General features: G+C 75.2%; 14 protein-coding genes. 7 read left to right on the forward strand and 7 right to left on the reverse strand.

The window, feature by feature from the left end; all coding sequences use genetic code 11:
* Positions 1-117 precede the first annotated feature (117 nt).
* Both ACIP37_RS11860 and ACIP37_RS11865 read left to right on the forward strand, forming a co-directional pair.
* Positions 118-1,338 carry a sensor histidine kinase gene (locus tag ACIP37_RS11860; protein ID WP_400806049.1) on the forward strand — a complete coding sequence of 407 codons (1,221 nt, stop codon included), beginning with the start codon at positions 118-120 and terminating at the stop codon, positions 1,336-1,338.
* Entirely contained in the window at positions 1,335-2,075 is a 741-nt protein-coding gene (locus ACIP37_RS11865; RefSeq protein ID WP_363589113.1) for a response regulator transcription factor, read from the forward strand. The genes ACIP37_RS11860 and ACIP37_RS11865 overlap by 4 nt, the downstream gene beginning before the upstream one ends.
* Positions 2,076-2,086: 11 nt before the next feature.
* On the opposite strand, the gene ACIP37_RS11870 is transcribed toward ACIP37_RS11865, so the two are convergent.
* The 4 genes from ACIP37_RS11870 to ACIP37_RS11885 form a co-directional block, all read right to left on the reverse strand.
* Complete coding sequence (locus ACIP37_RS11870) at positions 2,087-2,926, reverse strand: SAM-dependent methyltransferase (protein WP_363589115.1); 840 nt, start codon at positions 2,924-2,926, stop codon at positions 2,087-2,089.
* Positions 2,927-3,055: 129 nt separating this feature from the next.
* Positions 3,056-3,817: a hypothetical protein gene (locus tag ACIP37_RS11875; RefSeq protein ID WP_400806046.1), complete on the reverse strand. Its 762-nt coding sequence runs from the start codon at positions 3,815-3,817 to the stop codon at positions 3,056-3,058.
* 119 nt (positions 3,818-3,936) lie between these two features.
* Positions 3,937-4,950 (reverse strand): DUF1648 domain-containing protein, encoded by a 1,014-nt coding sequence (locus tag ACIP37_RS11880; RefSeq protein WP_400806043.1) that lies wholly within the window; start codon positions 4,948-4,950, stop codon positions 3,937-3,939.
* Complete coding sequence (locus ACIP37_RS11885; protein ID WP_363589121.1) at positions 4,947-5,294, reverse strand: GntR family transcriptional regulator; 348 nt, start codon at positions 5,292-5,294, stop codon at positions 4,947-4,949. The genes ACIP37_RS11880 and ACIP37_RS11885 overlap by 4 nt, the downstream gene beginning before the upstream one ends.
* 136 nt (positions 5,295-5,430) lie before the next feature.
* On the opposite strand from ACIP37_RS11885, the gene ACIP37_RS11890 reads away from it, so the two are divergent.
* The 5 genes from ACIP37_RS11890 (at position 5,431) to ACIP37_RS11910 (ending at position 12,194) form a co-directional block, all read left to right on the forward strand.
* Positions 5,431-7,830 (forward strand): DUF4118 domain-containing protein, encoded by a 2,400-nt coding sequence (locus tag ACIP37_RS11890; RefSeq protein WP_400806040.1) that lies wholly within the window; start codon positions 5,431-5,433, stop codon positions 7,828-7,830.
* 287 nt (positions 7,831-8,117) lie between these two features.
* Positions 8,118-8,672 (forward strand): universal stress protein, encoded by a 555-nt coding sequence (locus ACIP37_RS11895; protein WP_400806037.1) that lies wholly within the window; start codon positions 8,118-8,120, stop codon positions 8,670-8,672.
* 3 nt (positions 8,673-8,675) lie between these two features.
* Positions 8,676-9,092: a hypothetical protein gene (locus tag ACIP37_RS11900; protein WP_363631936.1), complete on the forward strand. Its 417-nt coding sequence runs from the start codon at positions 8,676-8,678 to the stop codon at positions 9,090-9,092.
* A gap of 359 nt (positions 9,093-9,451) precedes the next feature.
* The gene (locus ACIP37_RS11905) at positions 9,452-11,023 is read left to right on the forward strand and encodes an APC family permease (protein WP_400806033.1); all 1,572 of its coding nucleotides are present in this window, start codon (positions 9,452-9,454) and stop codon (positions 11,021-11,023) included.
* 115 nt (positions 11,024-11,138) lie between these two features.
* Entirely contained in the window at positions 11,139-12,194 is a 1,056-nt protein-coding gene (locus ACIP37_RS11910; RefSeq protein ID WP_400806030.1) for a Clp protease N-terminal domain-containing protein, read from the forward strand.
* 190 nt (positions 12,195-12,384) lie between these two features.
* On the opposite strand, the gene ACIP37_RS11915 is transcribed toward ACIP37_RS11910, so the two are convergent.
* The 3 genes from ACIP37_RS11915 to ACIP37_RS11925 are packed head-to-tail and all read right to left on the reverse strand — an operon-like array spanning position 12,385 to position 14,149.
* Positions 12,385-12,774 carry a roadblock/LC7 domain-containing protein gene (locus ACIP37_RS11915; RefSeq protein WP_063350516.1) on the reverse strand — a complete coding sequence of 130 codons (390 nt, stop codon included), beginning with the start codon at positions 12,772-12,774 and terminating at the stop codon, positions 12,385-12,387.
* On the reverse strand, positions 12,771-13,793 hold the full coding sequence (locus tag ACIP37_RS11920; RefSeq protein WP_400806026.1) for a hypothetical protein: 1,023 nt from the start codon (positions 13,791-13,793) through the stop codon (positions 12,771-12,773). The genes ACIP37_RS11915 and ACIP37_RS11920 overlap by 4 nt, the downstream gene beginning before the upstream one ends.
* The gene (locus tag ACIP37_RS11925; protein WP_363587515.1) at positions 13,790-14,149 is read right to left on the reverse strand and encodes a hypothetical protein; all 360 of its coding nucleotides are present in this window, start codon (positions 14,147-14,149) and stop codon (positions 13,790-13,792) included. Before ACIP37_RS11925 ends, ACIP37_RS11920 begins: the two co-directional genes overlap by 4 nt.
* Between the last annotated feature and the right edge of the window lie 16 nt (positions 14,150-14,165).

The raw sequence follows: 14,165 nt of genomic DNA on the forward strand, positions 1-14,165 counted from the left end.
GGGCGGGGCCGGGCCGCCGCATCGGACCGGCGCTGACACCGCGCGCCCCGGCTGTCACCCCCGGTCGTACAACCACGGTCCGATGACGGCGATTCAGGCCGCCGATACGATCTTCGTATGCTTGCGACGCCCTCTCCGCCGCTGTTCCGGCGCATTCCGCCCGAGGTCTGGGTCGGGCTCGCCTGGTGCGTGGCCGCCGCCTACCCCGCCGTCCTGCTCGGCGGCAACGCCCGGTACCACGGCGGGGCCGCCGCCCACGGCGGACTGGCCTTCACCCTGGCCACCACGGTGGTGGCCTTCGCCGGCGCCGCGCTGGTGCGCCGCCTTCCGGTGCTCGCGGTCGCCCTGCTGTTCGTCGCCGCCTTCACGGAGACCGACGGCTGGGCCGCCGACACCCAGGTGCCGCCGGCCTCCCTGCTGGCCGTGGACGTCGCGCTCTGCCTGATCACCGCCACCCGGCCGCGCCGCAGCTCGCGGACCGCGTTCGCGCTGGTGATGAGCCTGCTCGTGCTGCACATCGGCCTGGTGCACGGCAACACCGTCGGCATCTTCACCGGCACCCACATCGGCTCCGCCGACGGCGCCGCGCTGCTCGCCCTGGTCGCCTGGCTGGTCGGCCGCTCGATGCGGCAGAACCGCGAGCACGCCCGGGCGTTGAGCACCCGGGCGGCCACCGAGGCCGTCACCGCCGAACGACTGCGGATCGCCCGCGAGATGCACGACACCGTCGCCCACACCATCGGCATCGTCGCGCTCCAGGCCGGCGCCGCCCGCCGGGTCATCGACACCCGCCCGGAACGGGCCAAGCAGGCGCTCGGCGAGATCGAGAACGCCGGCCGGGACACCCTGGCCGGGCTGCGCCGGATGCTCGTCGCGCTGCGCCAGGCCGACGGCGAGACGTCGGCGACCACCCCTCAAGGTCTGGCCGACCTCGACCGGCTGGCCGCCGCGACCACCGCCGCCGGCGTCCGGGTCGAGGTCCGGCGGCGGGGCGAACAGGGCCCGCTGCCACCGGAGATCGACCTCTCGGCGTTCCGCGTCATCCAGGAGTCCGTCACCAACGTGGTGCGGCACGCGGACACCCGCTCCTGCGAGGTCCTGGTCGACCGCCGCACAGCGGGCGAGGTGGCGGTGGAGATCACCGACCGGGGCCGCGGCACGGGCACCGGCACCGACCGGGACCGGGGCACCGGCACCGGTCGGGGCGGGGGCTTCGGCCTGGCCGGGCTGCGCGAACGGGTCGGCCTGCTGGACGGCGAGTTCGAGGCCGGGCCGCGCCCCGAGGGCGGCTTCCGGGTCGCCGTCCGACTGCCGATCCCCGGGGAGGTGACCGCATGACACGCGTCCTGCTGGTCGACGACCAGCCGCTGGTCCGGGCCGCGCTGGAGATGGTCATCACCGAGACCGCCGACGTCGAGGTGGTCGGCGAGGCCGGCACCGGTGCCGAGGCCGTCCGGCTGGCCGGTGAACTGCGGCCCGACGTCGTCGTGATGGACCTGCGGATGCCCGGTATGGACGGCATCGAGGCCACCCGCCTGATCACCGGCGGCGGTGGGCCGACCAGGGTCGTCGTGCTCACCACCTTCGACGACGACGACCACGTGTACGCGGCGCTGCGCGCCGGGGCGTCCGGCTTCCTGGTCAAGGACATGGCGCTGGACGACATCCTCGCCGCCGTCCGGGTGGTGGCCGCCGGGGACGCCCTGATCGCACCGAGCGTCACCCGCCGGCTGATCTCCTCCTTCGCGGACCAGCGGCCGGCCCCGGGCCCGGCGGCGGCTTCGGGCCCGGCCGCCGCGTCACCGACCGCCGCGTCACCGACCGGTGCGCCGGTGCAGGCCCCCGCGCCGACACCGGCCGCCCGGCGGCTGGGCGCGATCACCGGCCGGGAGCGGGAGATCCTCACCCTGGTCGGCCGGGGCCTGTCCAACACCGAGATCGCCGCCGAACTGGTCCTCAGCATCGCGACCGTGAAGACCTACATGACCCGGCTGCTCGCCAAGCTCGACGCCCGCGACCGGGTCCACCTCGTCATCCTGGCCTACGAGGCGGGCCTGGTCGCCGTCCCCGGCTGACGTCGGCAGGCTCAGCGCTTGATCGCCACGCCCGCGTACATCGCGATGTCCTGGTCGCGGATCGGCGCGGCCCCGGCGTCCGGGCGCCAGTGGTGGACCAGGGTGACGCCGGGGTCGAGGAGGTCGTAGCCGTCGAAGAAGGCCGCGGTCTCCTTCTGGTCGCGGATCTGCAGCGGGATGCCGCGCGCGTTGTACTCCCGGCCGACGCCGCCCACGCCCACCGGGTCGGTGTCCCCGGTGAACACGGTCAGGGCGAGGAAGCTGCCCGGTGCCAGGGCGTCCATGAAGCGGCGCACGATGCCCTGCGGGTCGTCCTCGTCGAGCACGAAGTGGACGATGGCGATCAGCGACAGCGCCACCGGCTGGGAGAAGTCGAGGACCTCGCGCAGCCGGGGGTTCTGGATGATCGACTCCGGGTCGCGGAAGTCGGCGTCCACGTAACAGGTGCGGCCCTGCGACGTGCTGGACATCAGGGCCCGCGCGTGGGTGAGCACGATCGGGTCGTTGTCGACGTAGGCGACCCGCGCGTCCGGGGCGATCGACTGGGCGATCTCGTGGACGTTGGGCGAGGTGGGGATGCCGGTGCCGATGTCCAGGAACTGCCGGACGCCGTACTCCTCGGTGAGGTGGCGGACGGCGCGCTGCATGAAGTCGCGGGTGGTGCGCATGGAGATCGGCAGCGACGGCCAGGCCTGCACCGAGGCGTGCGCGGCGACGCGGTCCGCCTCGAAGTTGGTCTTGCCGCCGATGAGGTAGTCGTAGACCCGCGCCGAGTGCGGTACGTCCATCCGCAGATCCACCGACGGGTACTCCTCCTGCGGACCGCGCCCTGCCCGGACCTCGTTCGACATGCTCGTCCTCCCGTTGCTGGGGTTCCGTCACCGGCCGCCCTGGTGGCGGGCCTTGGTGCGCATGGTAACGGTGTTTCGGGACGACAAGATGACTATCTCTTGGGGTTAAGGTCCCCTTGAGGACGCATCCTAGGGCTGGGCCGCCGGGCTGCCGGTGGCCGGGGAGCCGCTCTGCCCCGGGAGGAGCGGATGGTGTCCGTACGATCGACCGGCGGCGGCGAGTTCGAGCGCGGCGCCGGTCCAGGCGGCACCGAAGGCCCAGGTCGAGAACCACTCGCACAGGTACAGCGGGCGGACGGCCCAGTCCGTGCCGACGCCGGCCACCCCGGCGGCGACGGCGAGCAGCAGGAGCACCAGGATCAGCACCCCGGCCGCCAGGTAGGCCCGGCTGACCCAGGACGGCTGGGTGGAGCGCGGGTTGCGGAAGGAGTAGACGCAGAACATCGCCAGCACGAAGAGCAGCAGTCCGGCGAAGGCGTAGTGCAGCAGGCCGACCGCGCTCTGGAACGCGGTGGCGCCCTGCGGCGCGGTCGGGCACAGGGCGACCCCGAGCGCGAACGCGCCGGCGGCGGTGCTCCAGCGGTCGTCCCGGCGGTCGAAGCGGTAGCAGATCAGGAACACCCCGAGCGCGCACAGGCCGCCCACGAAGAGGTTCCGGGTGCTGGTGTAGTACGAGCCGCTCATCGAGGCCGGCCAGAATCCCGCCGTGCTCTGGCCCCTGAGCTCGGCGAACAGCCAGTTCCCCAGGGGTAGTGCGAGCGGCAGCAGGATGCCGATCAGTCCGACGCCGAGTCGTAGGAAGGTGATGGTCCGTTCGTCCTGGTTGGTGCCTCCCCGGGCGTCGACCGCGTCGCGCTCCGGGTCTTCCGCCGTCCGCCGTTCGTGGGTCACGGACGCCTCCTTGCCCTCTGCACTATGAGCAGCTGTCAGCTGGTGTACCCACGGTGCGGCCCCTGTCCACACCACCGGAACGGGCGGTTTGAAGACGGGCCCCAGCGGCGTGACGGGGGTCAGCCGGTGGGACTGGCGGACCTGGCGATGAGGGAGTTGAGCAGGGCCGCGCCGCGCTCGGCGTCGTCGACGCTCACGGCGAACTCGCGCCCGCGCCGGGTGCGGACCACCAGGCAGACGCCGCGGCGCAGCATCACGGTGGTGCCGAGGCCGTTGACGCGGTAGCCCCAGCCACCGGCCTGGGCGGGGGTGCGCAGCTCGGCGCGGGCCGAGTCGAGGTCGGCGGGGGACCAGCGCCGGCTGGGCCAGCCGAACGGGCCGAAGCCGACGGACAGGCCCTGCGCGGTCACCCGGGCCTTGACCGAGGCCGAGCACAGGACGATGGGGGAGGTGGTGACGAACGGCACGACCGTCGCCCAGCTGAACCCCATCAGCCCGCTGGCCGGGGCCAGCACGCCGACCAGCGCGCCCAGGGCGAGGACGGAGGCGCCCAGTTGCAGCCACGGGTTGGCGGCCTGGGAGAGCCAGACCAGCTGCTCGCCCGGCGCGGTCGCCGGCGCCGGGATCCGGTCCGCCGGGCTCGCCCCGGTCGGGGAGTCGATGCGCGGGCGGACGGCCAGCCAGGTCAGGAGGCCGGCCAGGCCCGCCGCCACGACCAGGACGACCACCTCGAAGCCCATCGGCGCGGCCTCCTGCCAGCGCGTGCGGTCCAGGTTGGCGTGCACGATGGAGGTCTGTGCCCCCGTCAGGAGCACCCCGACGGCCGCCAGTGCCGCCCCGGTGGTGCCGCCCGCCGTCCCGGCCCGGAACCGGCGGGCGGCCGCGGCGGCCAGCACCAGCACCAGCCAGACCCCCGCCGGGAACAGCGCGGACGCCGTCAACGACATGGAGCCGTCCGGGTCCTGTCCGCTCCAGTGGGTGGCGAGCGGGTCCGGCAGCCGGTGGCGCGCGGCCCACGGCAGCGCGATCAGCAGGGCCAGGACGCCCGCCGACCAGGCCACCGCGCCCCAGAGCGCGCCGCGCCCCGCCCCGGGCTCCCGGCGCTCCTTCGCTATGAGCTTCCCGTCCGTCACGACATCCCCCTGATCATGTCCACGAGATCGTTCCTGCTGTAGCCGGCCCGGGCGGCATCGGCAACCAACTGCCTTACCCGATCGGCGAGTTCGGAGCGCGCGTCGGCGCCTTCGGCGACCGTGACGCCACGGCCCCGGCGGAACTCCAGCACGCCCTCGTCGCGCAGCGTGCGCAGCCCGCGCAGGACGGTGTTGGTGTTCACGCCCAGTGCCCGGGAGAGCTCTCGGGCCGGTGGCAGCCTGTCGCCGGGGGCGCACTCGCCCTCGGCGACGGCCCGCCTGATCGCGCCCGCCACCTGCTCGTGCAGGGGACGGGCGTCACCGGTGTCCAGCTTCAGCAACATGGTGCTAATGACGATAGCACCATCCGGATCTTGCGGCGGTCCCCTCGTGCCCCCCGGCACCCGCCGGAGCGCCCGTCCCCTCGCGCACCCCGGCGTCCCGGCGGAGCATGGACACCGAGGAGGTGGCGGCACGGCGGTGAGCGGACGACTGCGGGTGTTCCTGGGGGCTGCGCCGGGGGTCGGCAAGACGTGCGCCATGCTCGCCGAGGGCCGGCGGCTGCGCGACGACGAAGCCCTCGACGTCGTCGTCGGACTGGTCGAGACCTACGGCCGCCGGGGCACCGAGCACCAGCTCGGGGACCTGCCCGTGCTGCCCCGCCGCACCGTCGGCCACCGCGGTACCACCCTCACCGAACTCGACGTCGACGCCCTGCTCGCCCGCCGCCCGCAGCTCGCGCTCGTCGACGAACTCGCCCACACCAACGCCCCCGGCGGCCGCCACCCCAAACGCTGGCAGGACGTCCGGGAACTCCTCGACGCCGGCGTCGACGTGGCCACCACCGTCAACATCCAGCACCTGGAGAGCCTCAACGACGTCGTCGAGCAGATCACCGGCGTCGCCCAGCGCGAGCGGATCCCCGACGAGGTGGTCCGCGCCGCCGACCGGATCGAACTCGTCGACCTCAGCCCGCAGGCCCTGCGCACCCGGATGGCCCAGGGCGCGATCTACCCGCCCGACCGGATCGACATCGCCCTGGACCACTACTTCCGGGCCGGCAACCTCGGCGCCCTGCGCGAACTCGCCCTGCTCTGGCTGGCCGACCGGGTCGAGGAGGAACTCGCCGACTACCGCGCCCGGCACGGCATCCGGGCGCCCTGGGAGACCAAGGAACGCATCGTCGTCGCCCTCAACGGGGCCCCGCAGGGAGAGCACCTGATCCGCCGCGGCGCCCGCACCGCCACCCGGGTGCACGGCGACCTGATCGGCGTGCACGTCCGGCCCGACGACGGCGCCACCGTCCACGAGCCGCCCGCCCTCGCCGGCCAGCGCGCCCTGCTGCACGAACTCCACGGCGGCTACATCGAGGTCGACGGCAACGACGCCGCCCGCGCCCTGGTGGACTTCGCCCACGCCGAGAGCGCCACCCAGATCCTGCTCGGCCCGACCAGCCGCAGCCGCCTGCGCGAACTGGTCTCGGGCTCGGTGATCAACCGCGTCATCCGGCTGGCCGGCCCGATCGACGTCCGGGTCGTCCCCCCGCCCCAACCCGGCCTGCTCGCCGTCCCGCCCGCACCCCGCCGCCGCCGCCCGGCCGCCGTCCCGCCGCGCCGCCGGCGCCTGGCCTGGCTGGCCGGCCCGGCCGCAACGGCCGCCCTGGCCTGGGCGCTCTCCCCGCTGCGCGACTCGCTCGCCCTCCCCGGCGCCCTGCTCTGCCTGCTGCTGGCCGTCGCCGCCACCGCCCGGCTCGGCGGCCTGCCGCCCGCCGCCGCCAGCACCGCCGCCGGGGCGCTCGCCGCCGACTACTTCTTCACCGCGCCCTGGCACAGCCTCGCCGTCACCCGGGGCGCCGACCTCGCCGCGCTGCTGCTCTTCCTCGCCGTCGCCGGGATCATCGCCCACCTCATCGACGGCCTCACCCGCCGCTCCCAGCAGGCCGACCGGGCCCGCGCCGAAGCGGCGGTGCTGGCCCGGCTGGCCGGGGCGGCGGTCGAATCCGGCGCCCGCGCAGTGCCCGACCTGGTCGCCGACCTGCGCCAGGTGTTCGGCCTGGAGGGCGCCGTCGTCCTGGTCCGCACCGGCCGGCTGTGGCGCCCCGCCGCCGCGTCCGGCACCGCCCTCCCGCAGCGCCCCGAAGAGGCCTCGCTCGCCGTCGACCTCGGCCCGGACGCCGTCCTGGCCCTGCGCGGACCGGCGCTCACCGAGCAGGACACCCGACTGCTCGGCCCCTACGTCACCCAGCTGCGACTGGCCCGGGAACGCGAACGGCTGGCCGCCCAGGCCGCCGCCGCCGAGACCCTCGCCCACACCGACGCCCTGCACACCGCGCTGCTGGAGGCCGTCGGACAGGACCTGCGCGCCCCGCTCGCCGCGCTGCGTCGCGAGGCCGCCGACCTGCCGGGGCCGCCGGGGCGGCGGATCGCCGCCGAGGTGCGGCGGATGGAAGGCCTGGTCGCCGACCTGCTGGACCTCGACCGGCTGCGGGCCGGCGAGCAACCGGTGCTGCTGCGTCCGACCGCGCTGGCCCCGGTGCTCGCCGCCGCGCTAGCCGCCCTGCCCGCCGAGCAGAGCGGCGAGCAGCGCGACGTGCGCCTCGCCCTCCCGGACGGCCTGCCGCCCGTGCTCGCCGACGCCGGCCTGCTGGAACGCGCCCTCGCGGACGTCCTGGCGGGGGCCGCCGGGCCCGCCCTGGTGGACGCGGGCGCGGTGGGCGGGCGGATCCACCTCCGGGTGAGGGCCCCGGGCCCGGCCGCCGACGGCACCGGCCTCACCGTGGCGCGGGGCTTCGTCGAGGCGATGAACGGCGAGCTCACCGTCGAACCGTCTCCCGCCGGCGGCACCGCGTACACCCTCGACCTCGCCCGCGCCCCGGCCTGACGTTACGGCTGATCGCCCGTGATCCGGTATCCGGGGTACCGCGTCGCCTCCCGGTTCCTGTCTCCTGCCTCCCGGCTCCCGTCCGCCGAACGGGTGAAACCAGGTGCCGGCGGGAGGCAGGCGTATGGAGCGCGTTGGGAAGGCGGCCCGGCGCGTCAGGAAGGCGTCAAGGACGGGCGGCGGCCGGCCGGCGCGGCGGTTGGGTGGAGGACGACACACCAGGTGACGCGCCAGGTGACACACCGGGCGACACGCCGGGTACCGGAACGACGACGCGAGGACGGACCATGCACGGCAACGGGCGGCACCAGGGCAGCGGCACCGGCAGGGTGGTGGTCGGGGTCAGCGGATCGCTCGGCAGCCTCGCGGCCCTGCACCGCGGCGTGGCGGAAGCCCGCGGCCGTGGCGCCGAACTCGTCCCGGTACTCGCCTGGGAGCCGCCCGGCGGTGAGTTCGGGTATCGCCGGTCGCCGTGCCCGCCGCTGCTCGCGGCGGTGCGGGAGGCGGCCGAACAGCGGCTGCGGGACGCCCTCGACGCGGCGTTCGGCGGCGCCGACCCCGGCGTGCCGCTGCGCCCGCTGGTGATCAGGGGCGAGACCGGGCCCGCCCTCGTCCAGGCCGCCGGCCGGCCGGACGACCTGCTGGTCCTCGGCCGGAGCGGCGGCCTGCTGCGCCGCCGGCTGCGGCGCTCGGTCACGGCGCACTGCGCGCGCGAGGCGGGCTGCCCGGTGCTGACCGTCCCGGTGCCCGAGCTGCTGCACGAGCTGGAGGCGCTGCACCGGCGCACCCGGTGGCACCTGCCGGTCGGCCCGGCGCCCGAACTCGTCGCCGCGAAGGGGTAGGGCGTGCGGATGTACGCGGCCCGGCCGGGCGGGCGGCGCTACCACCCGGTCCTGGAGCGGCTCTCCGCCCCGACCTCGGGCACGGTGGCGCTGCTCGCCGGCGGCGTCCTGGCGATGGGCCTCGGCGGGCTCGGCGAACTGCACTCCGGCGGACTCGCCTACGTCGCCTACCTCGGCCTGTGCGCGATGCTCGGCGCCTTCTCCCGGCCCCGGGCGGCGCCGCTGATCGGACTGGCGGCCTGGCTGTGCTGCAACGCTTTCGCCGAGCACCGGCACGGCGAACTGGGCTGGGCCGGGACCTGGCCGGAGGGCTCGCACTTCGCGATGTTCACCGCCACCGCCCTGCTGGTGGCCCTGCCCACCACCCTGCCGCGCCGGACGGTCCGGGTGGCGCGGCTGCGCCTCGACCAACTCGGGTGAAACCCCACAGACGGTCCCTCACCGGCCTTCGGGTCGGCGGGCGGACCACGCCGAGACCAGGGCTCCGGCCGGTACTCCGGAGCCCTCGGCAACCGGTGGAAAACAGGTAGGAGGCGCGCGGCGCCGTGGCGGCGGAGCGGTCGCCGTTCGGACAGCGGGCCTGCCGAGCCAGGCGGGCACCGCCGCGACCGCACCACGGCCCGCGCCGCGCGTCGTCCGTCCAGCCCAGCAGCCCGGCAGCCCAGCGGCCCAGCGGCCCGGAAGTCCTGCCCCCGGGCCGCCCGCCGAGGGCGGCGTTACGCTGAGACGACCAGATCCGTCCTCGCGGCCCCCGCTGCGCACTCAAGGGGGTGGGGCCAGTGCCGGCGTCCCCGACCAGCCCCCCGACCGGCGGTCCCCGTGACCGTCCGACGGGTTCCGGGGCGGGCGAGAAGGGCCTGAAGAGCGGCGCCCTGGGCCTGCTGTCCTCGGTGTGCATCGGCCTCGCCTCCACCGCCCCCGCCTACAGCCTCGCCGCGACCCTCGGCATCGTCGTGGTCGGGGTCGGCCTCCAGGCGCCCGTCGTCACCGTCCTGGCGTTCATCCCGATGCTGCTGATCGCCTACGCCTACAAGGAGCTCAACGCCGCCGACCCGGACTGCGGCACCACCTTCACCTGGGCCGCCCGGGCGTTCGGCCCGCGCACCGGCTGGATGGGCGGCTGGGGCATCGTCGTCGCCGACGTCATCGTGATGGCCAACCTGGCGCAGATCGCCGGGGTGTACGGCTTCCGGCTGGTCGGCCTGGACTCGCTCGCGGACAGCCGGGTGTGGACGGCCACCGCCGGGGTGGTCTGGATCCTCCTGATGACCGCGATCTGTTACGTCGGCATCGAGCTGTCCGCGACCCTGCAACGCCGGCTGCTGGCCGTCGAGGTGGTGATGCTGGTCGCCTTCTCGGTCACCGCGCTCGTCAAGGCGTACGGCTCCGCCGCGCCCCCGACCGCCATCCCCGTCGACGCGTCCTGGTTCAACCCGTTCAACGTGCCCTCGACCTCGGCGTTCACCGCCGGCATGCTGGCCGCGGTCTTCATCTACTGGGGCTGGGACACCGCCGTGTCCGTCAACGAGGAGACCGCCGACTCCGCGCGCACGCCCGGCCGCGCGGCCGTCATCTCCACCGTGCTGCTGCTCCTCATCTACGTCCTGGTCGCCACCTCGGCGCAGTCCTTCGCCGGGGTCGGCGCGGACGGCATCGGGCTCGGCAACCCGGCGCACTCGGGGGACGTGCTGTCCGGCCTCGGTGACGCGGTGTTCGGCACCACCGGGATCGGCGCGGTGCTCAGCCGGCTGCTGATCCTGATGGTGCTGACCTCGGCCGCCGCCTCCACCCAGACGACGATCCTGCCCACCGCCCGCACCACCTTCTCGATGGCCACCCACCGGGCCATCCCGACCGGCTTCGCCCGGGTGCACCCGCGCCACCGGACCCCGACCTGGTCGACGGTCGCCATGGGCCTGGCGTCGATCGCCTTCTACGTCCTGCTCACCGCGATCAGCGGCAACGTGCTGGCCGACTCGATCGCCTCGGTCGGCCTGGGCATCGCCTTCTACTACGGCCTGACCGGCTTCGCCTGCGTCTGGTACTACCGCCGGGTCCTCACCCGCAGCGTCCGGGACTTCGTCTTCAAGGGCGTGCTCCCGCTGGCCGGCGGCCTGATGCTGCTGTACTTCTTCGCCTACGGCGCCTTCGACGTCTACGCCGACCCGGACTACGGCGCCACCTCGATCGACCTGCCGGGCGTCGGCCGGGTCGGCGGGGTGACGGTGATCGGGCTGGGCGCGCTGCTGCTCGGCGCGGTGCTGATGCTGGTGCAGCGGGTGGTGCAGGGGTCCTGGTTCCGCCACCCGGACGTCCCGGTGAGCGCCGCCGACCCGGCCTCCGCGCCCTGAGCCCAGGGCGTTCCGAACCGGCTGGTTCTGACGTTTCCTTGACGTACGGTCACGTGTAAAGGACTAGCAAAGCAGGCATATAGTTCGGGCAAAGCATCGTGGTGGGAGGGGCCGGATGGAGACGACGCTGGAACCGGACTGGCGCACGCTCGGCGTCCTGGGCGCGGCCCGGGGCGCGCGCGGCGGGGGTGACGGCCGCCTCGGGACGGAACACCTGCTGGCCGCCGTCGCCGGGGCGAAGGGCCCGGCCGGCGAGGCCCTGACGGCCGCCGGGGCGACCGCGACCGCTCTGCTCGCCGTCCTGCGCGACCGCCAGGGCGGGGCCGACGCGACACGCTGGGACTCGGACGACGGGGCCGGTGCGAGCGTGCCGGCCCGCGACGCGCTCGGCCCGACCGGGGAGCGCGGCGTGCTGCTCAGCGGCGCCGCCGCCCGCGCCCTGACCGGTGCCATGGAGCGGGCCCGACAGGACGGCGAGCGGAAGTTCAGCGCCGAACACCTGTTGCGCGCCCTGCTCGCCGATCCGCACGCCCGGGCCGTCGAACTGCTGCGCGCGGCGGGCGTCGCGCCGGGAGCGGTGCTGGAGCGACTGGCGGCGCCCGCCGGCCCCGACGCGCCGGACGGTCCCGGTGCCCCGGGCGCCCCCGACCGCGACGACCTCGACCCGCTGCTGCGCCCCACCCGGGACGCGCTGCTCGGCCGCACGCCGTACCGGCTGCCGCGCTGGAAGCGGCTGCTGGTACCCGGCTTCGCCAAGGTGAACATCGCGGCCGCGCCGATGGCCTGGGTCCGGCTGGAGGCCGACGGGCAGGCGCAGCGCCTCGGCCGCCGTGCGCCCGGCACCGAACACGTGCTGCTGGCCGTTCTCGCCGTGCACGAAGTCGCCTGCCGGCACCCGCAGTTGGCCGGCGAGGGCGGCGTCGACCCGGCCGAGCGGCACGCGGGCGGGGTGCGGCTGGCCCGGCTCGGCCTGGACTACGCCCGGGCCCACGCCGCGCTCACCGCCGGGCGGGTGCCGCTCGCGGCCGACCCGCGGGCGGTCGAGGCCTACCTGTCCGGTGCGGCGGACAGGCAGGGAACCGGGCCGTTGGTGGAGACGCTGCTCTCGGAGGAGACCCGGGCCCGGCGGCTGGTCGAGGCCCTGCGCGGCGACCGGCCCGATCGCCCCTGATTGCTGTAACTGAACGGCGTTGGGACTAGGGCGTGTTTCATAATTCGCGTCGGATCAGCGCGCGGCGTTGGGCGCCCGGCTGGGCGTGCCGGCGAAGCGTCCTCGTACTGGGCCGTACTTGGACGTTTCGCCGGTGCGTCCAGGCGGGATGCCCGGCGTCGCGCGCCCGGCGGGAATTATGAAACACGCCCTAGACCGCGGGGACCATCCCGAGCAGCTCGCTCAGGCGGCGGACCGTGGCGGGCGACTCGCGGTGCAGGCCGGCGACGTCGAGGCCCTCGTCTCCCAGGATCATCAGCAGCGCCTGCTCCCCGATCGCCAGCACCACGACGTAGCCGCTGTTGCAGCGGGTGACCACGTCACGCAGGCCGCCCACGCCGACCTCGGCCGCGGTGCGCCGGCCGAGGCCGAGCATGGCGGCCGACAGGGCGGCGGCCGACTCGGGGTGGACGGCGGCCGTGTCGGCGGCCACCAACAGGCCGTCGGTGGTGGAGATGACACTCTCCGAGATGCCCATGACCCGGTCGCGGAGGGACTTCAACTCGTCGACCAGTACGGCGGTCGGTGTCTGGCTGCTCATGGTGCGCTCTTCTCACTCTGCTCGGTCGTCTCGGTACGCGCGGTGTGCTCGGCGCGGTGTGCGTTCGGTGGGCCGTCGGAAGCCGCCGCCGCTCCCTCGGATCGGGCGGGCAGGCCGCCGGGGCCGCCCGGACCACCCGCGCCGCGTCCGCTGCGGACGCGGCGCGGCAGCGGCCCGGTGTCGGCCGGCGGCGGTTCGCTCGTCGCTATGCGCGGGGCCACGCTCGGTGCCAGGGGAGCCGGGTGCTTCGGTTCCCGGTGGAGCAGGTGCCGGGCGTCCATCCGTACGACGTCGAGGAGTACCGCGAACACACCGCGTCCCAGGGCGAAGCCGAGGTCGCGCGCGGTGCGGCGGCCGGTGGCGGCGGCCAGGATCTCCCGGTAGCGGACCGGGATCCGCAGCGCGCCGGATTCGGCCCGGGCGGCAGGACGGATCCGGATGCGGGCCAGTTCGCCGGGCGGTCCCCAAAGGCGGGTCAGCAGGGCCGTCCGCCGGGCGGTCTCCGCGAAGAGCCGCTCCGGCTCGATGCCCGGGCGCAGCGCGATCCTGGCAGGCGGCGCCGCCTCGGCCGTCTCCCAACTGCCGGGCGGGCTCAGCACCAGGGCGAAGGCCCCGTCGAAGGCGGCGGCGGCGCAGACGGCTTCGAGCTCGGCGGCGCCGATCGACCCCTGAGCCACCAGGGCCGCGCCGAGGTCGCCGCCCCAGGTCGGGGGAGCGTCGGCCGGCCGGCCGACGGACGCGGCCACCTCGGCGGACGCCCACTCCTCCTCGCCGACGCGCCGGGACTTCAGCAGCAGGGTCGCGGCGGTCGGGGCCCCGGGGGTCTCGATCGCGGTGACCAGACCCTGCTCCAGGTGGATCGTGCCGCCCGGTGCGCTGGAGACGGTGACCGAGCCGGTGAACTCCGTCCGGCGCAGCGCGAGCAGCAGCGCGGGCACGTTGCGCGCGGTGGGCGGAGCCGGCGTCGTGGGAGCTGCGGGGATGGCGGGCGGCGCCGTGTCGTGGGACGGGTCGGTCATGCCAGCAAGTCCTGCGCGCGGTCGGCGGTCTGGCGGACGGCCAGCGCCAGGTTGGTCCGTTCCCGGTCCAGCACGGTGGCCAGCAGCAGGGGGTCGCCCTTCCGGGACACCACCTGGACGACCTGGTGATGGCGGGTGCTGGTGACCACCAGGCTCTCCAACTCGCTCTCCGCCCCTGCCTCGTACAGCCGCTCGCCGATCAGGTTGGTCAGCTCGGCGAGTTCGGCCCCGGTCCCGAGCAGCCGGTGGTCCCCGGCGGACTGGTAGCTGAGACCTGTGACGGCGTCGACGAGCGCGGCACCGACCACTCCGGGGGAGCCGAGCACATCGGAGAGGGAAGCTTCGAGTGCGCGCACCAGTACCCCTTCACGT

The organism is Kitasatospora sp. NPDC088861, assembly GCF_044750105.1.
In the GTDB taxonomy this organism is placed as follows: Bacteria; Actinomycetota; Actinomycetes; order Streptomycetales; family Streptomycetaceae; genus Kitasatospora.

Bases quoted from the DNA above. Each gene is read 5' to 3' on its own strand.
- ACIP37_RS11860 (WP_400806049.1), top strand. From the start codon at position 118: ATGCTTGCGACGCCCTCTCCGCCGCTGTTCCGGCGCATTCCGCCCGAG.
- ACIP37_RS11865 (WP_363589113.1), top strand. From the start codon at position 1,335: ATGACACGCGTCCTGCTGGTCGACGACCAGCCGCTGGTCCGGGCCGCG.
- ACIP37_RS11870 (WP_363589115.1), bottom strand. From the start codon at position 2,926: ATGTCGAACGAGGTCCGGGCAGGGCGCGGTCCGCAGGAGGAGTACCCG.
- ACIP37_RS11885 (WP_363589121.1), bottom strand. From the start codon at position 5,294: ATGTTGCTGAAGCTGGACACCGGTGACGCCCGTCCCCTGCACGAGCAG.
- ACIP37_RS11895 (WP_400806037.1), top strand. From the start codon at position 8,118: ATGCACGGCAACGGGCGGCACCAGGGCAGCGGCACCGGCAGGGTGGTG.
- ACIP37_RS11910 (WP_400806030.1), top strand. From the start codon at position 11,139: ATGGAGACGACGCTGGAACCGGACTGGCGCACGCTCGGCGTCCTGGGC.
- ACIP37_RS11915 (WP_063350516.1), bottom strand. From the start codon at position 12,774: ATGAGCAGCCAGACACCGACCGCCGTACTGGTCGACGAGTTGAAGTCC.
- ACIP37_RS11920 (WP_400806026.1), bottom strand. From the start codon at position 13,793: ATGACCGACCCGTCCCACGACACGGCGCCGCCCGCCATCCCCGCAGCT.